This is a genomic window from Lysobacter sp. TY2-98, assembly GCF_003367355.1.
Taxonomy (GTDB): domain Bacteria; phylum Pseudomonadota; class Gammaproteobacteria; order Xanthomonadales; family Xanthomonadaceae; genus Cognatilysobacter.
On sequence record NZ_CP031413.1, the window covers coordinates 834,575 to 857,841 of the forward strand.

20 protein-coding genes and 1 pseudogene are annotated in these 23,267 nt (G+C 68.7%); 10 read left to right on the forward strand and 11 right to left on the reverse strand.

From position 1 onward, the window contains the following. Positions 1 to 61: 61 nt before the first annotated feature. The 6 genes from DWG18_RS04050 to trxA all read right to left on the reverse strand — a co-directional run bounded on the left by DWG18_RS04050 (position 62) and on the right by trxA (position 6,151). Complete coding sequence (locus tag DWG18_RS04050) at positions 62 to 868, reverse strand: queuosine precursor transporter (RefSeq protein ID WP_115645639.1); 807 nt, start codon at positions 866 to 868, stop codon at positions 62 to 64. After that, positions 865 to 2,037, reverse strand: coding sequence for an SMP-30/gluconolactonase/LRE family protein (locus DWG18_RS04055; RefSeq protein WP_115645641.1), 1,173 nt, complete (start codon positions 2,035 to 2,037; stop codon positions 865 to 867). Before DWG18_RS04055 ends, DWG18_RS04050 begins: the two co-directional genes overlap by 4 nt. Then, positions 2,034 to 2,690: a DUF502 domain-containing protein gene (locus DWG18_RS04060; protein WP_115645643.1), complete on the reverse strand. Its 657-nt coding sequence runs from the start codon at positions 2,688 to 2,690 to the stop codon at positions 2,034 to 2,036. Before DWG18_RS04060 ends, DWG18_RS04055 begins: the two co-directional genes overlap by 4 nt. A gap of 28 nt (positions 2,691 to 2,718) precedes the next feature. Continuing rightward, the gene (locus DWG18_RS04065) at positions 2,719 to 4,695 is read right to left on the reverse strand and encodes a bifunctional serine/threonine-protein kinase/formylglycine-generating enzyme family protein (protein ID WP_115645645.1); all 1,977 of its coding nucleotides are present in this window, start codon (positions 4,693 to 4,695) and stop codon (positions 2,719 to 2,721) included. Positions 4,696 to 4,757: 62 nt separating this feature from the next. Then, positions 4,758 to 5,207 carry a DUF4442 domain-containing protein gene (locus tag DWG18_RS04070; RefSeq protein WP_115648024.1) on the reverse strand — a complete coding sequence of 150 codons (450 nt, stop codon included), beginning with the start codon at positions 5,205 to 5,207 and terminating at the stop codon, positions 4,758 to 4,760. Between the two features lie 77 nt (positions 5,208 to 5,284). After that, entirely contained in the window at positions 5,285 to 6,151 is an 867-nt protein-coding gene (gene trxA / locus DWG18_RS04075; RefSeq protein ID WP_115645647.1) for a thioredoxin, read from the reverse strand. A gap of 74 nt (positions 6,152 to 6,225) precedes the next feature. On the opposite strand from trxA, the gene DWG18_RS04080 reads away from it, so the two are divergent. Continuing rightward, on the forward strand, positions 6,226 to 6,855 hold the full coding sequence (locus tag DWG18_RS04080) for a DUF998 domain-containing protein (RefSeq protein WP_115645649.1): 630 nt from the start codon (positions 6,226 to 6,228) through the stop codon (positions 6,853 to 6,855). Here the strand turns inward: DWG18_RS04080 and DWG18_RS04085 are convergent. Both DWG18_RS04085 and DWG18_RS04090 read right to left on the reverse strand, forming a co-directional pair. Continuing rightward, entirely contained in the window at positions 6,803 to 7,054 is a 252-nt protein-coding gene (locus DWG18_RS04085) for a SemiSWEET transporter (RefSeq protein WP_115645651.1), read from the reverse strand. The two genes, DWG18_RS04080 and DWG18_RS04085, sit on opposite strands and share 53 nt — an antisense overlap. A gap of 124 nt (positions 7,055 to 7,178) precedes the next feature. Next, entirely contained in the window at positions 7,179 to 8,915 is a 1,737-nt protein-coding gene (locus tag DWG18_RS04090) for a diguanylate cyclase (RefSeq protein WP_115645653.1), read from the reverse strand. 124 nt (positions 8,916 to 9,039) lie between these two features. Between DWG18_RS04090 and leuS the strand changes: the two genes are divergently transcribed. From leuS to rlmH, 6 genes and pseudogenes are all read left to right on the forward strand, one after another. Further along, positions 9,040 to 11,811 (forward strand): leucine--tRNA ligase, encoded by a 2,772-nt coding sequence (gene leuS, locus DWG18_RS04095; RefSeq protein ID WP_115645655.1) that lies wholly within the window; start codon positions 9,040 to 9,042, stop codon positions 11,809 to 11,811. Positions 11,812 to 11,894: 83 nt separating this feature from the next. Further along, positions 11,895 to 12,470 carry an LPS assembly lipoprotein LptE gene (lptE, locus tag DWG18_RS04100; protein ID WP_115645657.1) on the forward strand — a complete coding sequence of 192 codons (576 nt, stop codon included), beginning with the start codon at positions 11,895 to 11,897 and terminating at the stop codon, positions 12,468 to 12,470. 10 nt (positions 12,471 to 12,480) lie between these two features. Beyond that, entirely contained in the window at positions 12,481 to 13,545 is a 1,065-nt protein-coding gene (gene holA, locus DWG18_RS04105) for a DNA polymerase III subunit delta (protein ID WP_115645659.1), read from the forward strand. Continuing rightward, the gene (nadD, locus tag DWG18_RS04110; RefSeq protein WP_115645661.1) at positions 13,542 to 14,216 is read left to right on the forward strand and encodes a nicotinate-nucleotide adenylyltransferase; all 675 of its coding nucleotides are present in this window, start codon (positions 13,542 to 13,544) and stop codon (positions 14,214 to 14,216) included. Before holA ends, nadD begins: the two co-directional genes overlap by 4 nt. 42 nt (positions 14,217 to 14,258) lie before the next feature. Next, positions 14,259 to 14,636, forward strand: a pseudogene (rsfS, locus tag DWG18_RS04115) (ribosome silencing factor); the annotation flags it as partial. Positions 14,637 to 14,777: 141 nt separating this feature from the next. Further along, positions 14,778 to 15,248 (forward strand): 23S rRNA (pseudouridine(1915)-N(3))-methyltransferase RlmH, encoded by a 471-nt coding sequence (gene rlmH, locus DWG18_RS04120; protein ID WP_115645665.1) that lies wholly within the window; start codon positions 14,778 to 14,780, stop codon positions 15,246 to 15,248. Positions 15,249 to 15,297: 49 nt separating this feature from the next. On the opposite strand, the gene DWG18_RS04125 is transcribed toward rlmH, so the two are convergent. The 3 genes from DWG18_RS04125 to DWG18_RS04135 form a co-directional block, all read right to left on the reverse strand. After that, on the reverse strand, positions 15,298 to 15,966 hold the full coding sequence (locus tag DWG18_RS04125) for an energy transducer TonB (RefSeq protein WP_115645667.1): 669 nt from the start codon (positions 15,964 to 15,966) through the stop codon (positions 15,298 to 15,300). Between the two features lie 210 nt (positions 15,967 to 16,176). Beyond that, on the reverse strand, positions 16,177 to 16,377 hold the full coding sequence (locus DWG18_RS04130) for a hypothetical protein (RefSeq protein ID WP_115645669.1): 201 nt from the start codon (positions 16,375 to 16,377) through the stop codon (positions 16,177 to 16,179). Position 16,378: 1 nt separating this feature from the next. Then, the gene (locus tag DWG18_RS04135) at positions 16,379 to 17,116 is read right to left on the reverse strand and encodes an SIMPL domain-containing protein (protein ID WP_115645671.1); all 738 of its coding nucleotides are present in this window, start codon (positions 17,114 to 17,116) and stop codon (positions 16,379 to 16,381) included. A gap of 137 nt (positions 17,117 to 17,253) precedes the next feature. Between DWG18_RS04135 and DWG18_RS04140 the strand changes: the two genes are divergently transcribed. The 3 genes from DWG18_RS04140 to DWG18_RS04150 are packed head-to-tail and all read left to right on the forward strand — an operon-like array spanning position 17,254 to position 23,219. Beyond that, complete coding sequence (locus DWG18_RS04140) at positions 17,254 to 17,841, forward strand: Maf family protein (RefSeq protein WP_115645673.1); 588 nt, start codon at positions 17,254 to 17,256, stop codon at positions 17,839 to 17,841. Beyond that, the gene (gene rng / locus DWG18_RS04145; protein ID WP_115645675.1) at positions 17,838 to 19,328 is read left to right on the forward strand and encodes a ribonuclease G; all 1,491 of its coding nucleotides are present in this window, start codon (positions 17,838 to 17,840) and stop codon (positions 19,326 to 19,328) included. Before DWG18_RS04140 ends, rng begins: the two co-directional genes overlap by 4 nt. Before the next feature lie 27 nt (positions 19,329 to 19,355). Beyond that, complete coding sequence (locus DWG18_RS04150) at positions 19,356 to 23,219, forward strand: YhdP family protein (protein ID WP_115645677.1); 3,864 nt, start codon at positions 19,356 to 19,358, stop codon at positions 23,217 to 23,219. Positions 23,220 to 23,267 lie beyond the last annotated feature (48 nt).

A 23,267-nucleotide genomic window follows, 5' to 3' on the forward strand; every position in this document is an offset into this window, starting at 1 on the left:
AGCATGGCGGTCGCCGACCGGTCGTTCGCCGGTCGGAAGTCATGGGCGGCGCCGCCTTCCGTCAGGCCGCGGCCTGGCGGCGCAGTTCGTCGGCGCGCGCGTGGCCGAGGTAGCGCACCATCGCGTTCTTCATGATGTAGATCAGCGGAATCATCGCGACCGCCGCCAGCATCTTGTAGACGTAGTTGACCGTGCTTACCGCGAGAAACAGGCCGATCGGCCAGTGCTGCGGGCCGATCACGAACGCGATGTAGAGCACGACGAAGCTGTCGACCAGCTGCGACACCGCGGTCGAACCGGTCGAACGCAACCAGATCGCGCGGTGGCCCGTGGCGCGGCGGATGCGATGGAAGACCGCGACGTCGATGAACTGCCCGAGCAGGAACGCGACCAGCGAGCCTGCGATCGTCCACATGCCCTGGCCGAACACTGCCGAGAACGCGGCCTGGTAGTCCGAGACGCCCTGCGCTTTCGCTGCGCCCACCCACCATCCGGCCGGCGCGAGCGAGATGGCAGCGAACGCGAAAGCGAAGCCGTACACGATCAACGCAGCGGCGAGCAGCGAGATGATCCGCACGCCGCGTCGTCCGTAGAACTCGTTGATGACGTCGGTCATCAGGAACACGATCGGCCACAGCAACGTGCCGGCGGTGAAGCTCAGCGAACCGTTCTGTCCGAACAGGTGCCATTCGAACGGCTTGACGCCCAGCGTGTCTTCGAGCGCGAAGATCTTCACGCCGATGAACTCCGCCAGCACCGTGTTGACGCAGAAAAGCGCGGCCAGGCCGATGAACAACCGCACGGCGCGGTCATTCAGAACATGCGGGGTGCCGTCCTGCGGGATGCTGTCGTCGACGATCGCGCTCATGGAGTCTTTCGCAGGTGGTAGATGACGCCCTTGCGGTCGTCACTGAAGTACAGGCCGCCGACGCCGTCGTCGATCAGTCCGGCCGGGCGGCCGTTGACGGTGCGATCGTCGAGGAAGCCCGTGATCAACGGTTCGACCTTGCGGCCGTCGTGGCTCACGCGCACGAGCATGTAGCCGTGACCGATGCGTTCGTTGGTCGAGCCGTGCAGGGCGACGATGTAATGGTTCGCGAGCACGTCATCGCCGTCGTGCGCCGGCATCGGCAGGACGCCGAGCGCCGACGAATGGGCGGGGAAGTGCGCGAAAGGCGTCGCGACCCCCTTGCAGCCCGATGCGCGCGGGAACTTCGAATCGGCCCGAACGCGGCCACCGTCGCTGTAGCAATACGGCCAGCCCGCATCCATGCCGTCGACGATGCGGTACATGGTTTCGTCGGGGCGGTTGAGGCCGAGGTGATCCGCGCCCTGGTTGGTCGCGATCAGTGCATCGCCGTCCCGAATCAGGCCGACGGCATTGCGCAGGCCGCGCGCGACGGTGCGCTGCTTACCGTCCGGGGCAAGGGCGATGATGCTCGCGCGGACCGGTTCCTTCTCGACGCAGGCATTGCAGCTGCTGCCGACCGACACCAGCGCGGTGCCGTCCTTCTCGACGATCACCGTGCGCGTGAGATGCCAGCCGCCGTACTTGTAGCTGAGGCCGTAGTCGGGAAACGTCGCCAGTGTTTCCGGCGCGCCGCTGATGCGACCGGTCGCGACGTCGTAGGGATAGCGCAGCAGCGCCTGCGTGAGTGCGAGATAGAGCCACGTGCGCGACTTCGCATCGGTGTGAAACGCGATGCTGTTCGGGTTGCGCAGCCCGTCGAGCATGACGGTCGGCGTCGACCATCGCGTCGCGGCCGCATCCGGCCGACCCAACATCAGGAGCTGACCCTTCCGGTTGTCGGTGAGGTCGTGCATGTCGGTGACGAGCAGGCGGCCCATCGGATCGCGGGCGAAGAAGCGCACGCGGTGCAGGCCCTGCACGACGGGGTCGAGCCGGTAACCGCTCGGCACCTTCAGCGTGAAGTGCGAAGCATCGTCGAGCGTGATCGCCTGCGGGACGAGTCGCGGCTGCGCGGCGAGCGAGGATACGAACGTCAACGCCAGTAGCGCGACGAGTACGCGCGTCACGGCGCGTCCTGCGTCGGCGTGCTGAAGGGGATGGAGTCCGGAGACACCGCGCCGCCCGAGATGATGAAGCTCATCGCCTGGTCGACGGTCCAGTCGGTGGGCGTGATCTTCTCGATGGGGATGATTTCGAGATAGCCCGACGTCGGGTTTGGCGTGGTCGGCACATACACCGCTGCCAGTTCGCGGCCCGTGCCCTGTTCGCGCAGCACGCGGGTGACGAAGCCGATCGACTTCATGTGCGCATTCGGGAAATCGACCAGCACCACGCGCTGCGTGCCGTCCGGTTTCGTCTGCAGGATGTCGAGCAGCTGGCGGGCGCTGCCGTAGATGAGGTTCGCGAACGGAATGCGCTTGATGAGCGCCTCGAACCAGCGCAGCAGGCGCTGGCCGAATACGCGGCGCGCCATCATTCCCGACATCAGGATCACCGCGATCGTCGCCAGCAGCGCAAGCCCGTTCTGCACCCACGGTGCGGCGACCCACGCGAGCGAATGGTCGTTGTCGGCGATGTTCTGCAGGCCCGGCCCGATCAGCGGACGGCTGATGTCCGAGAGCAGCACGAATACGAACTTGACCACCACCCACGTCAGCCAGATCGGCAACAGGGTGAGCAGGCCGGTGAGGAAGAGCTTCTGCAGGTTGGTTTTGCCCATGCGGCGATTGTAGGCCGCGGGCGGGGGCTCAGCGCTCGCGCAGGAGTCGGAAGCCGACGTCGTCGTAGCCGCGATTCGCCGTCAGCGGTTCCTGCGCGGTGCGGCCGCGCCACGAATGCGCCGTCACCATGCGTTCCAGGCAGCTGCCACCGCAATCGCGCAGCCACAGGCTGATCGAACGTCCGCCGACATCCGCCGACGTGCGTCCCGACTCCGACGACGACGGCAGGCGGAAGCGCCCGCCTGTCTGCGCACCCAGCCAGTTCGCATAGGCTTCCGCGTCCTGCAGCGAGACGCAGACCACCGCGTCGTTCGGGCCCTGTGAGAAGCCCGGCGACTGCCAGGTGCGCGGCGCGAATACGCGCAGCAGCGATGCGCGCTCGCGACACAGCGCGGGCGGGCGATGCGTGGCTTCGACGAAACGCTGGTACTCGCCGCGCGTGACCGGATGCGGGGAGACGCCGCCGCGATCGAGGTCCGCGACCTCGTCGCCGACGACTTTGCGCGGTGCACCTTCGATCGCGCCGGCCTCGCGCGTCCAGCGTGCGAGCTCGGTGGGTGCGAGGCGCAAGTCGCGTGCGAGCACGAGGGCCAGCTGCGCGCGCTTGCGGTCGTTGTGGGCGAGGGCGTCGTCGAAACGGGTGCGCAGGGCCTTCTGAATATCGGACGAGGCGACCGCGCCACGTTGGCCGATCGCATTGCCGAGCTGGTCGGCGTGCGCGGCGAGATCGCGCGCGCGGGTGTCGTCGGTGCTACGGATGGCGGCGACGGTGCGGGCGCGCAGCGCGTCGGTCAGCTCACCGGCAACGACCCGTACGCGCGGATCGTCGCCGTGGTCGGTCCATGCGTTGAGCACGGTCGCGAGGGCGTTGTCACCATCCGGCGCGGTCAGGGCGTTGCGCGCGATCTGTGCACGGGCGCGGGACACCGCCATCTCCACGTCCGCACCCGGCAGCGGCTCGAGCATGCGGTCCGTGGGGTCGTAGGCGGCGGGTGTCTCGGACGATGTGGTGCCGGCCGGCTTCTGCGCGTGGAAGAAGGCGTCGTGTTCGCCACCCGGCCACATCGCGGCCACGCCCCAGGCGATCAGGCCCAGCACGACGAGGCCGCCGCCCCAGCGCGCGGCGGGATGGCGCGCCGCGCCGCGGAGGCGATCCCAGACCGGCAGCCAGCGTGGCGGACGCACGGCCAACATGGCTTCGCGCATGTCGGCGGCGTTCTGGAAGCGCGAGTCCGGCGACTTGGCGAGCGCGCGGTACATGAAGCGCTGCCAGTGACGCAGGTGCGCGGGCAGCTTCGGGATCGGCTGCTGCGCATGGGCGATCGCCATCGACAACGCGTCCCCGGCCTCGTAGGGCAGGCGGCCGGCCAGCATTTCCCACAGCACGACGCCGAGGCTGTAGAGGTCGGCGCGACCGTCGACGTCCTCGCCGCGCGCCTGCTCCGGCGCCATGTAGGCGGTGCTGCCGACCGCGAGGCCGGCGGTGGTGACGCGCGGGCCGAAGCCACGTCGCAGGGCGATGCCGAAGTCGGCGAGCAAGGGGCGGCCGGCGTCGTCGAACAGCACGTTTTCCGGCTTGACGTCGCGATGCACGACGCCGCGCGAGTGCGCGTATTCCAGCGCCGCGAGCAGTGCGATCCCGATCTCCACGGCGCCCGCCTCGTCGCGCGTGAAGTCGCGCTCGCCGAGGTGGCCGCGGGTGAGGTGCGGCATCGAGTAGTAGGGCAGGCTGTCCTTGGTGCGCCCGAGCTCATGGATGCGGACAACGTGCGGATGCTCGAGGCGCGCGATGGTGCGGACTTCGTTCTCGAAGCGGCGGCGGCTGACTTCGTCGGCCAGCGCCTGCGGCGCCATCACCTTGATCGCGACCTCGCGCCCGAGCGCGGTCTGCTCGGCAAGGTAGACCGTCGACATGCCGCCCCGGCCGAGCAGGCGCAGCAGGCGGTACCCGTTGATCTGCGGGAGCGGTTCGACGTGGGCGTCGGCGGGCGTGGCGTCATCCATGCCGGGCCGAGGATATAGGTATGGAACGGCGTCGCGAAGGCCGCGTGCGTTCCGGAATGTGATCAGCGACCCGGCTTGCGTCGCACGTAGAGTTGCTTGCGCACGTGCGCGACGGTCTGGCCTTCCGCGTCGACCACCGGCGTCTCGAACCAGCGCAGGTGCTTGCTGCCGTCCGCGGCCTCGGCGCGGATGTCGTCGAGGGTGGCGTCGTCGAGGCGGAACTCGGCCGAGACGGTGCCACGGCCGGGGCGTTCGAAATCGATGGAACCGGAGCGGTCCCAGACGAAATAGTCACGCCCGATGCGGCGCATGACCAGCAGCATCCAGAACGGGTCGGTCATCGCGAACAGGCTGCCGCCGAAATGCGTGCCCACCGCGTTGCGATTCCACGGGCGAAGGCGCAGCTCGACGCGTGCGTAGCGGAAATCGTCGGCGAGGTGGGTGACGCGGATGCCCGCGAACAGGAAGGGCGGCCAGAGGTTGAGCACGTGCCGCAGCGTGCCGGCCCGGATGGTCTGCGCGTTCAAGAGCGATTCCGCGGTGGAGCGCGGCGCGAGCGCCGCAGGTGTGGGGTTCGACGTGCGTCGCCTCAGAACAGCAGCGACGACATCCTGCGCCGGTAGCGGCCCACGAGGTCGTCGTCCTGCACCACGCGGAACGCGTCGATCAGTGTGCGGCGTGCGAGGCCATCTTGGTACTGGCGGTCGCGACGCAGCATCTCGATGAGGTGCTCGAGCGCGTCCTCTTCGCGGCCGCCGAGCAGGCGCTGCACGGCGAGCAGGTAGCGGGCGCGCAGGTCGGTGGCATCGGCGGCGATCGCGGCCTCGAGCACATCTGCAGCGGGCGCGTCCTTCGCGGCGGCGACGAGGCGCAGGTGCGCGCGGGCGCGTTCGGTGCGGTCGTCGGTGGCGAGGTTGGCCGGCAATGCGTCGATGAGCTGCTCAGCTTCGGCAGTCGCGCCGGTGCGGAGCAGGGCGAGCGCGAGGTCGAGCTTGAGCGCGTCGTCTTCGGGCTTTTCGCTGACTTCATGACGCAGGCGGACGACTTCCGCGTGCGGATCGACCGGTGCCTCGTCGACCGGCGCTGGCGGCTCCGCGCCAGCGCGCGGCTCGATGCCGTGCGTCTTCAGGAATTCGCGCAAGGTGCCTTCGGGAATCACGCCGGGAAAGCCGTCGGCGAGCTGGCCGTCCTTGACCAGGAAGACGGTCGGGATCGACCGCACCTGGAAGGCGGCGGCGAGCTGCTGTTCCTTGTCGACGTCGACCTTGGCCAGCACGAACGCGCCGTTGTATTCCGTGGCGAGCTTCTCCAGCACCGGCCCGAGCTGCTTGCACGGCCCGCACCACTCGGCCCAGAAATCCACCAGCACCGGCGTCTGCAACGAGCGTTGCAGGACCTCGTCCTGGAAGGTCTCGGCGGTGGCGTCGAAGACGTGCGGGTTCGCGTCGGCGGTCATGGCAGCTCCTTGAAGTCGTCGCGACATGGGGGCGCGGCCCCGGCAGCGCAAGGCGGGCACGCTAGCATGGGCTCATGCAACGCTCCGTCAGCCCCGCACCCGTCGCCGCGATCACCGCGGCCGTCCTGTTCGTCGCGGCCGTGCTCGGCTACGGCGCGCTGTTTCCGGCGTTTTCGCAGCTTCAGCATCCGGTCGCGGCGCTGGGCGCGTCGGGCGTGCCGCATGCGCTGGCGTTCAACCTGATCGGCTTCGTGCTGCCGGGCCTGCTTGCCGCGTTCGCCGCGCAGACGCTGCGGGGTCGGATGGGCGATGCGCCCTACGTCGCGCGCCTCGGCGTGCAGGCGCTGACGCTCGCCGCCGTCGCGTTCGCCGCCCTCGGCCTGATGCCGCTGGATTCGGGCGACCTGCTGTCCTCCGCCAGCCGCCTGCACGCCGCAACGTGGACGTTCTGGTGGGTGGCGGTCGTAGTCGGCGCGACGTTGCTCGGCCTCGGCATGCGGGGCACGCGGCACGCCCCGCGCTCGTGGGCCGTGACCGCGTGTGCGCTGGTGACGCTGCTCTTCGCGATCATCCTGCCCGGCGTGATTCCGGTGGGACTGTCGCAACGCATTGCCTTCGCCGCGTGGTTCGCCGCGACCTACCTGATGGCGCCTAGCCGTGCCGCAGCTTCAACGTCAGGATCGTCGCCGACAGGCCCAACGTAAGCAGGTTCGACACGATCATCGGCCACGACGTCAGTGCGAGGCCGTAGAGGAACCAGCAGGCGACGCCGACGGTAAACACGACGTACATGCCGAGCGAGATGCCGCTCGTGTCGCGCGTGCGGATGGTCTTGATCGCCTGCGGCAGGAACGACAGCGTCGTCAGCGACGCGGCCACGTAGCCGACCCATTCGCCGATCATGCGGCGCGCTCCGCGTCGGGGAAGACGGACGTCGACCGCATGGGATGGTGCGGTTCGTGGAAGGTGATGCACATGCAATGGGACGTCCGGGAATCGAGGAAGGAAGATGCGAGCGCGGATTTGATCACGCGCTGGCGCTGCCGGGGAGGGCGCCGGCGTGCAGCGACGGCAACGTCGCGCTCAGTACGCGATTGCGGCCCTGTGCCTTGGCCGCGTACAGCGCGCGATCGGCCGTGGCAAGCAGCGTTTCCGGCGTGTCGAGCCCGAGCTGGAGTTCGTGCACGCCGATCGACGCGGTGACGGGGCCGAGTTCGCGGCGCATGTAGGCGATCGACGCTTCCGCGATCGCAAGGCGGATCTGCTCCGCGCGGATCAACGCCGTCTCGAGATTGGCCTCGGGCATGACGATGGTGAATTCTTCGCCGCCGTAGCGGCAGGCGATGTCCTCACCGCGCGTGACCGTCGCGAGCACCTGGCCGATCTTCGTCAGCAGTGCATCGCCGGCCCCGTGGCCGTGTTCGTCGTTGAAGCGCTTGAAGTAGTCGACGTCGACCATCAGCACCGAGAGCGGCCGTCCGCGACGCTCGCAGCGCTCGATCTCGCGCGGCAGGCTCTCTTCCAGATAGCGACGGTTGTACAGGCCCGTCAGCGGGTCGCGCAGCGATTGCACGCGCAGGCTCTCGCGCAATTCGAGGCTGTAGAGCACGACACCGAGATGCTCGGCCACGGATTCCACGGCGGCGAGTTGCAGCTCGCTGAGCGGCTCGCCAAGCCGGCTGCCGACGTGCAGCAGGCCGAGCGACATGCCCTGCGATGCGAGCGGCACGCAGACGCCACAGGCCTGGTCGTCGGTGAGGTCGCGCAGATGGTCGCAGCGTGCGGTCGGTCGCGCGGGATCGAACGCATGCAGGTAGCCGCGACGCAGCGCCCAGCACTGGTCGGGGCGCATCGCGTCCGGATATTCGTTGCCATGCGTTCCGAACAGCGGACGCAGTTCCAAGAGGTTCTGCGATGCGCGCATCACGTAACAGACGCCCGCCCCGTTCGGTACGAGCTGTGCAAGCGCATTGCCGGCGATATCGAGTGCTTCGTCGACGTTCTGGCAGCTGTGCAGCAGGCCGGCGAACGCACCGAGCAGGCGGCGCTGCTCGGCGAGTTCTTCGCGTTGTTCGGTCGACGCTTCAAGCGTGGCGAGCGCTTGCCGCGTTTCGCGCTCGAGCCGGACGGTGCGACGCGTTTCGCGACCGATAATCTGCAGCAGCACGTACAGCATCGCCAGCGAAATGAGTGTTCCCGTCACCACGATCGCGGTGAGGATCAGCGCGTCGCGGCGGCGTTCGCTTTCACGCCGAGCCAGCAGGGCGCGCTCGGCAGCGAGCATCGCGTCGGCGGCCGCGTCGATCTTCTGCATCTGCGGCACGCCGTTCGACAGCATGTGCCGATTCGCTTCGTCGGCGTTGCCGGTGCGGAAATCGTCCACGGCACGCGCGATCGACTGCAGCCGCTTCTGCACAAGCCCTTGGAGTTCGCGCGCATGGCGCTGCTGCGTGGGGTTGTCGTCGACCAGGTCCACGAGGTCGGCGGCGCGCGCAGCGGGGACGGTACGCGACATCTCGTAGGCCCGCTGCAGGCCGGCATCGCCGGTGAGCCGGTAGCCGCGGGCGACCGACTCGGTGCCTTCGATCGCCGAGCGAACCGATTCCACCTGGCCCATCACCTGGTAGGTGTGGCTGACCCAATGCGAGCTCTCGCCGAATGAGCGGATGCCCGCCAGCATCGCGCCGCAGACGGCCAGCAACAGGCCGATGAGGGCGATCAGCAGCGGCAGGCGGCGGCGGTCGGTGTGGGCGAGGATCGACATGAACACGAGCGTGGCGGGCTATGGGCGATCATGCAATCGGCATGCCCGCCCGTCGCCGCGCGTGACGGCCGTTTGTGCACTGCGATAGGCTTTTCGACCGCCCGCCTGTTTCCGGACCGCCCTCGTGTCTTCCCCCACCGCGAACGACGTCACATCTTCCGGCTCCGAGCCGCGCGCCTACGAACCCGGCGCGGTGGAGTCCGCCGCCCAGGGCTTCTGGGACCGGACGCGGGCGTTCGAGGTCGACGAGTCGTCCGCGAAGCCCAAGTACTACTGCCTGTCGATGCTGCCGTACCCGTCGGGCGCGCTGCACATGGGCCACGTGCGCAACTACACGATCGGCGACGTCATCAGCCGCTACAAGCGCATGACCGGCCATAACGTGCTGCAGCCGATGGGCTGGGATGCCTTCGGCCTGCCGGCCGAGAACGCGGCGATCAAGAACCACACCGCCCCGGCGAAGTGGACCTACGCCAACATCGAGCACATGAAGGCCCAGCTGCAGCAGATGGGCTATGCCATCGACTGGTCGCGCGAATTCGCGACCTGCCAGCCGTCGTACTACGTGCACGAACAGCGCATGTTCGTGCGGCTGATGAAGCAGGGCCTGGCATACCGAAAGAACAGCGTCGTGAACTGGGATCCGGTCGACCAGACCGTGCTCGCCAACGAGCAGGTGATCGATGGGCGCGGCTGGCGCACCGGTGCGGTGGTCGAGAAGCGCGAGATTCCGCAGTGGTTCCTCAAGATCACCGACTACGCGCAGGAACTGCTCGACGGCCTGGACACGCTGCCGGGCTGGCCGGACGCGGTGAAGACCATGCAGCGCAACTGGATCGGGCGGTCGGAAGGCCTCGAGATCCGCTTCGACGTGCGCTCCGCGAAGGGTGCGCCGCTCGAGCCGCTTACGGTATTCACCACGCGCCCCGACACGCTGATGGGCGTGACCTTCGTTTCGATCGCCGCCGAGCACCCGCTCGCGCTGGCGGCCGCCGAAGGCAATCCTGAACTCGCCGCGTTCATCGCGGACCTGCGCCAGGGCGGCGTCTCCGAAGCCGAGCTGGAGACCCAGGAAAAGCGCGGCATGGACACTGGCCTGCGCGCGATCCATCCGCTCAGCGGCGAAGAGGTGCCGGTGTTCGTCGCCAACTTCGTGCTGATGAACTACGGCACGGGCGCGGTGATGGGCGTCCCGGGCCACGACGAGCGCGACTGGGCGTTCGCCAAGTCGTACAACCTGCCGATCCGCATGGTCATCGCGCCGACCGAAGTGCGCGATGCGATCTTTGAAGCGGCGAAGCACCTCGCGCAGCACGACGATCCGATGACCGTCGCGCTCGGCGAACATGCGCCGGCCGATCCGTACGAAACGCGCGCGGCGGTCGAAGTCGTCGACGCCTTCGAGCGCAGCATCCTCGATGAGGGCGCGTGGACGGAGAAGGGCTGGATCGTCAATTCCGACGCCCTCGACGGCATGGAATACGCCGAAGCGTTCGAGTTCCTCGCGTCGAAGCTCGAAGCCGAAGGGCGCGGCCGTCGTCGCGTCAACTTCCGCCTGCGCGACTGGGGCGTGAGCCGCCAGCGCTACTGGGGCTGCCCGATCCCGGTCATCTACTGCGCGTCGTGCGGCGGGGTGCCGGTGCCGGAAGACCAGCTACCGGTCGTGCTGCCCGAAGACGTCGAATTCAGCGGTGTCGCCTCGCCGATCAAGGCCGATCCGGAATGGCGCAAGACGACGTGCCCGTCCTGCGGCGGTGCGGCCGAGCGCGAGACCGACACCTTCGACACCTTCATGGAGTCGAGCTGGTACTACGCGCGCTACACCTCACCGGGTGCGGCGACGCAGGTCGACGAACGTGCGAAGTACTGGCTGCCGGTCGACCAGTACATCGGCGGCATCGAGCACGCGATCCTGCACCTGCTGTATTTCCGCTTCTATCACCGCCTGCTGCGCGACGCGGGTCTCGTCGACGGCGACGAGCCTGCGACCAACCTGCTCACGCAGGGCATGGTCATTGCCGAAACCTTCTACCGCGAGCTCGACAACGGCGCGAAGGACTGGATCAACCCCGCCGACGTCGAGATCGATCGCGACGAACGCGGCAAGGTGATCGGCGCGCACAGCAAGGTCGACCGCGGCCGCGTGCAGATAGGCGGCATCGAGAAGATGTCGAAGTCGAAGAACAACGGCGTCGATCCGCAGATCATGGTGGCCAAGTTCGGCGCCGACACCGTGCGCCTGTTCTCGATGTTCGCCGCGCCCCCGGAGCAGTCTCTGGAGTGGAACGAGGCCGGCGTCGAAGGCATGGCGCGCTTCCTGCGCCGCTTCTGGCGCGAGGTGATCACGCACGTGTCGCAGCCGGATCATCCGGAAGTCGATGCGTCGCAGCTCAACGCCGCGCAGAAGACGCTGCGTCGCCAGCTGCACGAGACGATCCAGAAGGTGGGCGACGACTACGGGCGTCGCCACGCGTTCAACACCGCGATCGCCTCGCTGATGGAGCTGCTCAACGCCGTCTCGAAGTTCGACGACATGAGCGACCAGGGCCGTGCCGTCCGCCACGAGGCGCTGCAGACGATGGTGCTGCTGCTCAATCCGGTGACGCCGCACGTCTGCCACGCGCTGTGGCAGGCGCTGGGTCATCCCGAGACGCTGCTCGAGGACGTCCCCTTCCCGCAGGCCGATCCGGCCGCGCTGGTGCGCGATGCGGTGACGCTCGCCGTGCAGGTCAACGGCAAGCTGCGCGGCACGATCGAGGCACCGGTCAATGCGCCGCGCGAGGCCGTCGAGGCCGCGGCGCTGGCCGAGCCGGCCGTCGCGAAGTTCCTCGAAGGCCAGACGGTGCGCAAGGTCATCGTCGTGCCGAGCAAGATCGTCAACATCGTCGCCGGCTGACGGGCCGCGTCCACGTGCACACCGCGTGGACGCGTGACCTGCCGCTATTGCCGCCCGCCACCGCCTCGTCCAGACTGCCGCGCATGATCCGACGCCTGATTCCCGCTGTCCTCGTCCTCGCCCTGACGGGCTGCGGTTTCCACCCGCGCGAACGCGTCGCCATTCCGGCGGAGCTCAGCCCGGTGCGCGTCGTATCGGCCGACCGGTACAGCCCGCTCGCGGAGTCGATCGCCCAGTCGGTCGAGCGCGCCGGCCTGCAGGTCATCCGCGAAGGCGGAAACGGTGCGGTACTCGACATCCTCGCCGAGCAGTGGGGCGACACGCCGATCAGCGTCGACGCCCTCGGTCGCTCGCAGGAATTCAGCCTGCGCTACGCGGTGATCTTCGAATTCCGCGACGCGGACGGGAAGGTGGTCGTGCCGCGCCAGACCATCGAGCTCGCGCGCGACTACGTGTCGAACCCGACCAATGCGATCGGTTCGGAAGGCGAGCGCGAGACGCTGGCGAAGGAACTGCGTCGCGAGATGGCGTTCTCGATGCTTCGCCGCATCGAAGCGGTGCTGAAGCTCGGCGCCGCGCCGGGCCAGCAGCTGCAGCCCGTTCCCGTCCCGACGGTCACCGCGAATCCGGCCGACCAGACGGGCCAATCGGGCGGCTGATCGTCCGCGCGTGGAACTCTCGCCGGAGCAACTGGTTGCGCAGCTCGAATCCGGGTCGCTGCTGCCGGCCTACCTGATCGCAGGCGCCGAACCGCTGCTGGTGCTGGAAGCCGCCGACGCCGTGCGCGCAGCCGCGCGCCGTGACGGCATCGCCGAGCGCGAAGTCTTCGAAGCCGGCGCGGGCCAGCGCGAACCCGACTGGGACGGCCTGTCCGCGACGTTCAACGCGCCCAGCCTGTTCGCCTCGCGACGCCTGATCGAACTGCGCCTGCCCAGCGGCAAGCCGGGCAAGGAAGGCGCGAAGCTCATCGTCGACTACTGCGCGAGTCCGTCGCCGGACGTCGTGCTGCTGGTGACGTGCGAGGACTGGAGCCGCAGCCACGGCGGCGACTGGAGCCAATCGATAAGCCGCATCGGCCGCGTGGCCGTCGCATGGCCGGTGAAGCCGCACGAATTGCCCGGCTGGGTCGATCGCCGCCTGCGTGCGCGCGGCTTTTCGCCCGATCGCGACGCGGTGATGCATCTCGCCGAGCGAGTCGAAGGCAATCTGCTCGCGGCCGCGCAGGAAATCGAAAAGCTCGCGCTGCTGTTCCGCGACGAGCCGAACGCCTCGCGCGGCGGGCGACCGCTCACGCTCGACACGCTGCAATCGCTGGTCGCTGACGCATCGCGCTACGACGTGTTCCGCCTGATCGACGCCGCCATGAACGGCCAGCCGGCGCAAGTGGTGCGCATCATTGAAGGCCTGCGCGGCGAGGGCGAAGCAGTCCCGGCGCTGCTCGGCATGATCGTGATGGAACTGCAACGCGGCGCGGCGCTGTCGCAGGTCAATGCGAAGGGCGGGAATCTCGTCGCCGCATTCAAGGCGCAGCGCGTCTGGGACGCCAAGCAGCCGATGTATCGCCGGGCACTGCAGCGCCATTCGCCTGCCGCGTGGGAGGCGATGCTCGTGCAGGCCGGTCTCGTCGATCGCATCGCCAAGGGACGTGCGCCGGGCGATGCATGGGTCGCGCTCGAACGGCTGATGGTCGCGCTCGCCGAACGCGGCGCGGCGCGGCTGCTGGCGACCGGATGACGATGCGCGCCTGGATCGGTTACGGCGGCACGTTCGATCCGATCCACTGCGGCCATCTCGCCGTCGCGAACGCCGTGCGCGATGCGCTCGATGCCGACGTGCACCTGGTACCCGCTGCCGATCCGCCGCACAAGGACGCCACGCACGCCGACGCCTCGCATCGCGCGCGCATGGTCGAACTCGCGGTGGCCGGCGAACGCGGATTGCGCGTCGACCGCCGCGAGCTCGCGCGCGACCGCCCGTCCTACAGCATCGACACCCTCCACGAGGTGCGTGCCGAAGTCGGCCGGGAGACTCCGGTGGTGTGGGTCATCGGTGCGGACTCGCTCGCGCAGCTGCATCGCTGGCACCGCTGGCGCGAATTGTTCGACACGGCGCACGTGCTGGCGGCGGGGCGGCCCGGGTTCTCACTGGATCCGGCGGGGTTCGCGCAGGTCGACGCGGAGCTTGCCGCGCTGATCGCCGCGCGGCTGCGGCCGCTCGCTTCGTTGCTCGACGCACCCTCCGGTGGGATCGCACTGCTGCCGATGGAACCGCCGCGCCGCGAATCGTCGACCGAAATCCGCCGGCTCGCCGCAGCGGGTGACGACGGCTGGCGCGGGCAGGTGCCGTCGCCGGTCGCGGCCTACATCGACCGTCACCGGCTGTATGCACGGGCCCTTCCAGCCTAGTCCCTATACTTCCTCTTCACCGACCCCACGGAGCTGTCCCGCTTGAGCACCGAAGCCCACGTCATCAAGACCCGCCTGCCGAGCCCGCCGCCATCGGTGGACGACCTGCTCAAGACTGTCCGTGATGCGGTCGAGGAGCTGAAGGCGCGCGACGTGGTCGAGATCGATGTGCGCGGGAAGAGCTCGGTCACCGACTTCATGGTGATCGCGTCGGGCACGTCGACGCGACACGTCAAGTCGATCGCCGACGAAGTGGTGAAGTTCTCGAAGCAGCGCCTCGACGTGATGCCGCTCGGCGTGGAGGGCGAGCGCGAAGCCGAATGGGTGCTGGTCGACCTTGGCGACGTGATCGTCCACGTCATGCTTCCGCGTGTGCGCGAGTTCTACGCGCTCGAGCGCCTGTGGACGGTCGGCGACGAGCCGCCGGAGCGCGTGGACGAGCTCGCGCACGGTCATCTCAGCGCGGACCTGAATCCCGATGAGGAGCCGCTGAGCTTCGAGGACGACGCGGACGAGTTCGACGTCGAACGTCGCCCGCGCCCGGCGCTCTGACGCGAAGCCATGAAAGCGCGGCTCATCGCCGTCGGTGAGCGCGCACCCGCGTGGGTCGCCGATGGCTTCGCCGAATACCGGAAGCGTCTGTCGCACTGGCTGCCGTTCGACCTCGTCGAGGTCGAGCCCGGCCTGCGCGGCAAAGGGCGCGATGCCACGCGCGCGCAGTCGGACGAAGGTGCACGCGTCATCGCCGCGGTTCCGCGCAATGCATGGGTGGTGACGCTCGACGGCCGCGGTCGCGGCTACAGCTCGGAACAACTTGCGCAGCGTCTCGAGCACTGGCGCGGGCAGGGGCGTGATCTCGCGTTTCTCATCGGCGGTCCGGAGGGACACCCGCCGGAAGTGCTGGAGTGTGCGGACGAGTCGTGGTCGCTCGGTCCGTTGACGCTGCCGCACATGATCGTGCGACTCGTCGTCGCGGAGCAGCTCTACCGCGCGGCGGCCCTTCTCGCCAATCATCCGTACCACCGCGCCTAAGGCACAAAAAACCCGCATCCGGCGAACCGGATGCGGGCTGGTCTGTGCGTCAGTCGAGCTTGAATTCCACCGGTACGATGCCGATCGCCTGCACCGCGACCCCGTTGCGCATTGCCGGGCGGAAGCGCCAGTTCGCCAGAACCTGTCGACGTGCCGCGGCATCGAGTGCGCGGTAGCCACTGCTGCGCGAGATCCTGACGTCGATCGGCCGTCCATCGACATCCACAAGTACCTCCAGCATCACCGTCCCCTGTTCGTTTGCGCGCAGGGATGACGACGGATACGACGGCGCGGGATTTGCGGCGTATTCGAGGTGTGCGCCGGTGAGGGGCTCGCCGCGATCGGGTGGTGCGATGTCGCCCTTATCCGCCACGGGCCCCAGCGTCGTGCCCGGTGGAATCACCGTATCGCCCGGTTGTGCTTCGGTATCCGGCAGCGGTGGCGGCTCGACCACTTTCTCCTGCTGTTTGATCATCGGTGTCGGATGCGTGATCTCGACCCGGACCGGCTTGGTGTCCTGCTTCGGCGGCGTCGGGTTTTCCTTCGGCTTCGTCGAGACGAAGATCACGTCCGGAGCGGCGTCGCGCACGGCTTTCATCACCGGCGACATCGGCGCAATCAACAACAGCAACAACAGCCCGTTGACTGCGATCGCACCGCTGATCGAGGCGATGCGCGTCGGGTCGAGTTGGATGCGGGGTGCGTGGATCGTGTGCATGGCCGGCTCCTCGGTGGTCGGTGCCGATACGAACGGGCCTGCGGATGAAGTGGGGTTGTGCGGATCGGAAGAAGTTTCGAAGCGATCCACGCGTCACGATTTCGGCCCGTATCGGCGAGTCGCCGATGTCGCCCGGACGGCTTGCGCCTCCCATGCAGCCAAAGAAAAAGCCCGCACGCGGCGGGCTTCTTCTCATCCATCCATCAAGTCCTATTCGCCTGCGGGATGCGGGTCATCGCCCTGCGGTCGGTCGAGGCCGCCGGCCTCCGGGTTCGGCAACTTGCCGGTGCGCGGATCCCGCGCATCGGCCTTGTCGCGCGGCTGGTTCTCCGCGTAACCCGGATTCGCGCCGGGACGTGGATCGGCGGAAGCCGGGGTGTCGCGGCCGCGGGGGATGTCGGGCGTCGTCATGTCACTTTCCGAGTTCGAATACGACGTTGAGGTTGACGGAAAGCACGTTCTCGCCAGGCGAAATCGGCGTCGCCTCGTCGCGCGCCATCTTGGCCATCGCCATCATGGGAATCGGGCGCGGAATCGTTGCGCCGCCGCTCTCGTCGATGCTGACGATGCGACGCACGCGCATGCCCAGCGTCTTCGCGTACATCTCGGCGCGGGCGCGGGCCTTGTCGAGCGCGGCGCGGCGGGCCTCGTCATAGACCGGATCCTTCTGGTCGATGTCGAACGTTGGGCCATTGATCTGGTTCGCACCGGTCGCGACGAGCGCATCTAGGATCTTCCCGAGCTTGGCGATGTCGCGCACGGTGACGTTCACGGTGTTCGTCGCCTGGTAGCCGGTGATCGTCGGCGGCTGGTTCTCGGCGTAGCGGTACTGCGGATTGAGGTTGACGCCCGAGGTCTGCACGTCGCGATCGGCTACGCCCGCGGCACGGATCGCGGCGACCACCTTGGCCATGCGGTCGGCGTTGTCGCGCAACGCGGAATTCGCGTCGGCCGCCTGTGTGACCACGCCTGTCGAGACCGTTGCGATGTCGGGGGCGCGACGCGCTTCGGCCTGTGCGGACACGGAGAGCAGGGTCGAATCCGGCGCGGCCATCGGAATGGGCGAGGCGGTCTGGGCGTCGACGGTCATGGCGAGGCTCCCGAAAGCGAGCGCGGCGGCGAGGGCGAGGGGACGAACGAGGGGGCGCATGGCAGGCATGGAAGCTCCGATGTTTGGGGGGAAGGGTCGGTACGTTGCGGTGAACGGCTGGTGAGACGTCACGGGGTCGCGACACGATGCCGAAGGTTCAGGGTCGCCGCGACAGGTGGCGGGTTATTCTCCAGTCGATGCTCTATCTCGCCTCCAAGTCCCCGCGCCGACGCGAGCTTCTCGGCCGCCTCGGCCTCGATCCGCGCCTGCTCGACATCGACATTCCCGAAGTCCGCCAACCTGGCGAACCTGCGCTCGACTACGTGCGTCGGGTCTCGCGCGAAAAAGCGGGCGCCGGCCTGCTTTCGGTGGCCGCCGTGCCCAACGCGCTGGTGCTCGCCGCCGACACCGAAGTCGTGCTCGACGACGAAGTCTTCGGCAAACCCATCGACGCGGACGACGCGGTGCGCATGCTCACGAAACTGTCGGGCCGCACCCACCAGGTGATCAGCGTCGTGTGGCTGCTGTCGGCCGGCCGCGAAGCGCAGGCGATCAGCGTGTCCGACGTCACGTTCGCGCCACTGACGTCCGCGCAGCTCGACGGTTACATCGCCTGCGGCGAATGGGCAGGCAAGGCCGGTGCGTACGCGATACAGGGACGCGCCGAGGCCTTCGTCACGCGGCTGGATGGAAGCTACTCCGGCGTGATGGGCTTGCCCGTCCACGAAACCGCCCGGCTCCTCGCGGAGTTCGGCATCGATGCATTCACGAGCGCGGCGGCATGACGGAAGAGATCCTGGTCAACGTCACCCCGCGTGAGACGCGCGTGGCCGTCGTCGAGAACGGCATGCTGCAGGAACTGCACATCGAACGCGGCTGGCGTCGCGGCGTGGTGGGCAACGTCTACAAGGGGCGCGTGCAGCGGATCATGCCGGGCATGCAGGCCGCCTTCATCGACATCGGCCTGGAGCGCGCCGCGTTCCTGCATGCCGGCGACATCGTGAAGCCGGCACCGGTGACGGACGCCAGCAACGGCGACGACGCGCCGCTGCCTCCGCAGCCCACACGGCCGATCACCGAGCTGCTTCGCGATGGGCAGGACATCGTCGTGCAGGTGGTGAAGGATCCGATCGGCGGCAAGGGCGCGCGCCTGACGACGCAGCTGTCGATCCCGTCGCGCTATCTCGTGCTGTTGCCGCGCACGCGCGTGGTCGGCGTGTCCGCGCGCATCGAGGACGAAGCCGAACGCGCGCGACTCAAGCAGATCGTGTCGTCGCTGTCGCCGCCGGGCGCACAGCACGGCTACATCGTGCGCACGAACGCGGAAGGCCAGCCGGACGAAGCGATCGCCGAGGACATCGCGTATCTCAATCGCGTGTGGTCGCTGATCGAGGAGAATTCGAAGTCGGCGAAGCTCGGCGAGCGCGTCTACGAGGATCTCTCGCTGCCGATGCGCGCGGTGCGCGACCTCCTGCGTCGCGACGTCGAGAAGGTGAAGGTGGATTCGCGCGAAACCTGCGATCGCCTCAAGGCGTTTGCCGCGCAGTACATGCCGGGGCTCAACGAGAAAATCGAGCACTACGCCGGCGCGCGGCCGATCTTCGACCTGTACGGCGTCGAGGACGAGATCCAGCGCGCGCTCGAGAAACAGGTGCCGCTGAAGAGCGGCGGCTACCTCGTCATCGACCAGACCGAGGCGATGACGACGATCGACGTGAACACCGGTTCATTTCTCGGCCAGCGCAACCTCGAGGAAACGGTTTTCCGCACGAATCTCGAGGCGGCTCAGTCGGTCGCGCGTCAGCTGCGGCTCCGTAACCTCGGCGGCATCATCATCATCGACTTCATCGACATGACGGACGCCGAGCACAAGCGGCAGGTGCTTCGTCAGCTCGAGAAGGCGCTTGCCCGCGATCACGCCAAGACGACCGTGTACGACTTCTCTCCGCTGGGTCTCGTCGAGATGACCCGCAAGCGCACGACCGAGAGCCTGCAGCGGCAGCTCTCGGAGCCGTGCCATGAGTGCGGCGGGCGCGGTTCGCTGAAGACGCCCGAGACGGTGACGTACGAAATCTTCCGCGACATCGTGCGGCAGGTGCGCCAGTTCGATGCGCAGCGGCTGTTGGTCATCGCGTCGCCGAAGGTCGTTGCGCGCATTACCGACGAGGAGTCGGCGGCCGTCGCGGAGCTGGAGGAATTCCTGAGCAAGTCGATCCGCTTCCAGGCCGACGAGCAGTATTCGCAGGAGCAGTTCGATGTCGTGCTGCTCTGACCGCGGCGTCGCGGCGTCGCACGACGCGTGATTTTCCGCCACGCCAAGCGGGCGCACGTCGGCCTCGGCTACGTCGCCGCCGTCGCGGTGCTCGGTTTCGCGCTGCTGCTGGGGCTCGTCAGCCTCGCGCTGCCGCTGCTCGCGCAGCATCCGGCGCAGGTCAAGGCGTGGTTGGAACATCGCACCCAGCGGCCGGTGTCGTTCACCGGCCTGCGTACGCACTGGACCAAGGTCGGCCCGCTGATCGAGTTGCGCGGCCTCCGTATCGGCGACGGCGATCGCGCGGTTGCGGTCGGTGACGCCGAGCTGCTTGCGTCGGTCTATCTCGGCCTGCTGCCGGGTCATGCGTTCACCGAACTCCGCCTGCGCGGCCTCGACCTCACGCTGGAGCGCGCCGACGACGGCACGTGGGACGTGCGCGGGCTTCCCGGGCAGAAGGACCAGAAAAGCGGCGATCCTTTCGGCGCACTCGACCGCCTCGGCGAGCTGCACGTGATCGACGGCCGTCTCGCGATCGTCGCGCCGGCGTACGGCGTCGACACCGCGATTCCGCGCGCGGACCTGCGCCTGCGTGTCGACGGTTCGCGCGTGCGTGCCGGCGTGCGTGCGTGGATGCGCGCGAATGCGGCGCCGCTCGACGGCGTGCTCGATTTCGATCGCGACAGCGGCGACGGCCGCGCCTATGTCGGCGCCGAGCGCGTCGACCTGCGCGACTGGGCCGCGGTGCTTCACGCCGGCGGTGTGCGTGTCGCTGGTGGCGTGGGCAGCGCACGCGCGTGGGCGGAGCTGCGCGACGAACGCGTCGTGCAGGTCACGGGGCAAGGCGCGCTTTCCGGCGTGACGCTCGAAGGCGCGCCACTCGATGGCGCGGTGCCGCGGGTGGTGTTCGATCGCGTCGACGCGCTCGGCGTGTGGCGCGTCAAAGGACGCGCGTGGACGATGACGCTGCCGACCTTGCGCGTGCAGCAGAAGAAGTCCGGCGAAGTGCTCGATGGTCTCGCGCTCGCCGGCGGTGGTCGTTTCGATCTCGCCGCGCGTCATGTCGACGTCGCGCCGCTGCTCCAGGCCGCAGCGCTCACCGATCGGCTGCCGGAAAGCACGCGTCGCTGGATTCGTGCGGCGGCGCCGGGCGGTCTGGTCGACGACGCACGCGTGAGCAGTACGCAGGGGCGTACCAACGTGCAGGCCAGGCTCGCGTCGGTGGGTTTTGATCGCGTCGGCACCGCGCCCGGGCTTCGCGGCATCGCGGGTCGGCTCGCCGGGGATACCGACGGCGTACAGCTCGACTTCGAGCCCGCCAGCACGATCCGCTTCATCTGGCCGCAGGCCTTCGGGCCGGACCACCTCGTGCATCTCACCGGCCGCGCGGCCGTCTGGCGCGATGGGCCCGGCTGGCGTCTCGGCACGCGCGCGCTGCACATCGGCGGCGAAGGTTATTCCGCCGACGTGCGTGGCGGCCTGTTCTGGCAGGGCGACGGCACGCGTCCCTTCATCGATCTCGCCGCCGACGTCGGCCCGACCGCCGTACCCGTCGCCAAGCGTTTCTGGGTACGCGACGTAATGGCGCCCAAGGTCGTGCAATGGCTGGACAACGGCCTCATCGGCGGTCGCGTCGAACACGGTCGTGCGGTGGTGGTCGGTGATCTCGACGACTGGCCGTTCCGTCATCACGAAGGCACGTTCGAAGCGCGCGGCCACATTGCAGGCGGCATCGTGAAGTTCCTGCCCGACTGGCCGCCGGCGGAAGGCGTCGACGCCGACGTGATGTTCGACGGCACTGGCTTCGATGTCGCCGGCGGTGGTCGCATCGGTCGCGTGCAGTTGCCGGTGCTCAAGGCATCGATCGACGATTACTCGCACGGCGCGCTCGTCGTCGAAGCGCACGGTACGGCCGAAGCGTCGCAGTTACTCGACGTCGTGCGTGCGAGCGGCCTGCGCAAGCTGCAGCCGGAAACGATCGACGCACTCGCCGCGAGCGGCCCGGCCAAGGTCGACTTCGGTCTCGAGCTCCCGCTTGGTCGGCCCGAGCCGCTGTCGATCAAGGGCGCGGTGGACCTCGACGGCGCGATGCTCAGCGATCGCCGCTGGGACCTGCGCTTCGACGACGTGCACGGCCGCGCGACCTACGATCTCGCCGGCTTCACCGCGACCGATCTCGACGTTCGCCATGACGGCCAGCCCGGCCAGCTGTCGCTGCGCGTCGGCGACGGTCACGTGCGCACGCCTACCAACATCGTGGAAGGTGACGTTGCCGCGAATTTCGATATCGACGACCTGCTCAAGCGCGCTCCGGAGATGAGCTGGCTGTCGCCGTACGTGGCCGGGCGTTCGGCGTGGACAGTGAGCGTGGTCGTGCCCAAGGACGTCAGTAGGCCCGGCGGCGCCGCGCACCTGCAGCTACGCAGTACGCTTGCAGGCACGTCGCTCGACCTGCCGGCGCCGTTGCGCAAGCCGGCGGCGCAAGCGTTGCCTGCGTTCGTCGATACACCGCTTCCCGTCGGCAGCGGCGAGGTGAAGGTGAGCCTGGGCAACCTGGTCGGCGTTCGTGCACGCACGATCGGAAGCCGGACCGGTGTGCGCGTGGTGCTCGGCAGCGGCACGGTCGACGATGCCGCGCCGCCGTCGGGCATCGTGGCGACCGGACGTGCCGCGCAGCTCGACGCGCTCGACTGGATCGCGTTCGCGCGCGGCGGTGGCACGGGGTCGGGCGACGGCCTCGCGCTGCAGCGCATCGACGTCACCACGCCGCGCCTCAACATGCTCGGCGGTGTGTTCGGCGAAACACGTCTGCAGGTGCAGCCGGTGGCTGGCAACGCGCTGTCGGTGCGCGCGGACGGTGCGACGCTTTCGGGCAGTCTCAACGTGCCCGATGGCAATGGTCCGATCGCGGGTCGGTTCGCGCGCGTGTACTGGAAGTCGGCGGCCGCGCCAGCGCCCGCGGTCGCAGCGACGACAAGCGCGCCGCGCGTCGCACCGATGACGCCGACGGCGCGACGTCCCGCGCCGACGCGTGCACCGGCGGCGACGAACGCGGCGGTCGATCCTTCGAAGGTGCCCGCACTCGCCATCGATGTCGACGACCTGCGCATCGGCGCCGCTCAGCTCGGGACCGCGCGCTTCCGTTCGCATCCCAACGTGGCGGGTATGCAGCTCGACCAGTTCACGGCGCGCGGTCGTGGCCAGCGTATCGACGCCACCGGAGAATGGACCGGCAGGACGGCATCGCGCACGCACATCGACGCGACCGTCGCCACCGACGACTTCGGCGCACTGCTGGACGGTTTCGGCCTCGGCGGTCGTCTCGGCGGCGGCAAGGGCGATGCGCACTTCGATGCATCGTGGACCGGCGCGCCGATGGACTTCGCGCTCGCCACGCTGGAAGGCACGCTGGCGGTCGACGTGCACAACGGTCGACTGCTGGAGGTCAATCCCGGCGCGGGCCGCGTGCTCGGCTTGCTGAGCCTCGCCGAACTGCCGCGTCGCCTCACGCTCGATTTCGGCGACTTCTTCGCCAAGGGCTTCAGTTTCAACCAGCTCGGCGGCAACGTGCGCTTCGACGGCGGCCTCGCGCGCAGCGACGATTTCGGCATCAAGGGCCCGGCCGCGGACATCCGCATCCGCGGCGCCGCCAACATGCGCGCGCAGACCTTCGACCAGACAATCGAAGTGCATCCCAAGTCGGGCAACCTGCTGACCGCCGTCGGTGCGATCGCGGGTGGCCCCGTCGGCGCGGCGATCGGCGCCGCGGCCGGCGCGGTGATGCAGAAACCGCTCGGCCAATTGGGCGCGAAGGTCTACCGCGTCACCGGCCCGTGGGCCGATCCCAAGGTCGAAGTGATGACGCGCGACCAGACGCGCGCGATGGCGCTCGCGAAGCCACCGGCCGGTTGAGGCCGATCACATCGCCCCGCATATAGTCCGGACGCGGCGCATGCGCGC

Coding starts and splice junctions, on each gene's coding strand:
- trxA (WP_115645647.1), bottom strand. CDS start 6,151: ATGACCGCCGACGCGAACCCGCACGTCTTCGACGCCACCGCCGAGACC.
- DWG18_RS04090 (WP_115645653.1), bottom strand. CDS start 8,915: ATGTCGATCCTCGCCCACACCGACCGCCGCCGCCTGCCGCTGCTGATC.
- DWG18_RS04085 (WP_115645651.1), bottom strand. CDS start 7,054: ATGATCGGCGAATGGGTCGGCTACGTGGCCGCGTCGCTGACGACGCTG.
- rng (WP_115645675.1), top strand. CDS start 17,838: ATGACGGAAGAGATCCTGGTCAACGTCACCCCGCGTGAGACGCGCGTG.
- DWG18_RS04065 (WP_115645645.1), bottom strand. CDS start 4,695: ATGGATGACGCCACGCCCGCCGACGCCCACGTCGAACCGCTCCCGCAG.
- DWG18_RS04130 (WP_115645669.1), bottom strand. CDS start 16,377: ATGACGACGCCCGACATCCCCCGCGGCCGCGACACCCCGGCTTCCGCC.
- rlmH (WP_115645665.1), top strand. CDS start 14,778: ATGAAAGCGCGGCTCATCGCCGTCGGTGAGCGCGCACCCGCGTGGGTC.
- nadD (WP_115645661.1), top strand. CDS start 13,542: ATGACGATGCGCGCCTGGATCGGTTACGGCGGCACGTTCGATCCGATC.
- DWG18_RS04080 (WP_115645649.1), top strand. CDS start 6,226: ATGCAACGCTCCGTCAGCCCCGCACCCGTCGCCGCGATCACCGCGGCC.
- DWG18_RS04135 (WP_115645671.1), bottom strand. CDS start 17,116: ATGCGCCCCCTCGTTCGTCCCCTCGCCCTCGCCGCCGCGCTCGCTTTC.
- DWG18_RS04125 (WP_115645667.1), bottom strand. CDS start 15,966: ATGCACACGATCCACGCACCCCGCATCCAACTCGACCCGACGCGCATC.
- DWG18_RS04060 (WP_115645643.1), bottom strand. CDS start 2,690: ATGGGCAAAACCAACCTGCAGAAGCTCTTCCTCACCGGCCTGCTCACC.
- DWG18_RS04140 (WP_115645673.1), top strand. CDS start 17,254: ATGCTCTATCTCGCCTCCAAGTCCCCGCGCCGACGCGAGCTTCTCGGC.
- lptE (WP_115645657.1), top strand. CDS start 11,895: ATGATCCGACGCCTGATTCCCGCTGTCCTCGTCCTCGCCCTGACGGGC.
- DWG18_RS04050 (WP_115645639.1), bottom strand. CDS start 868: ATGAGCGCGATCGTCGACGACAGCATCCCGCAGGACGGCACCCCGCAT.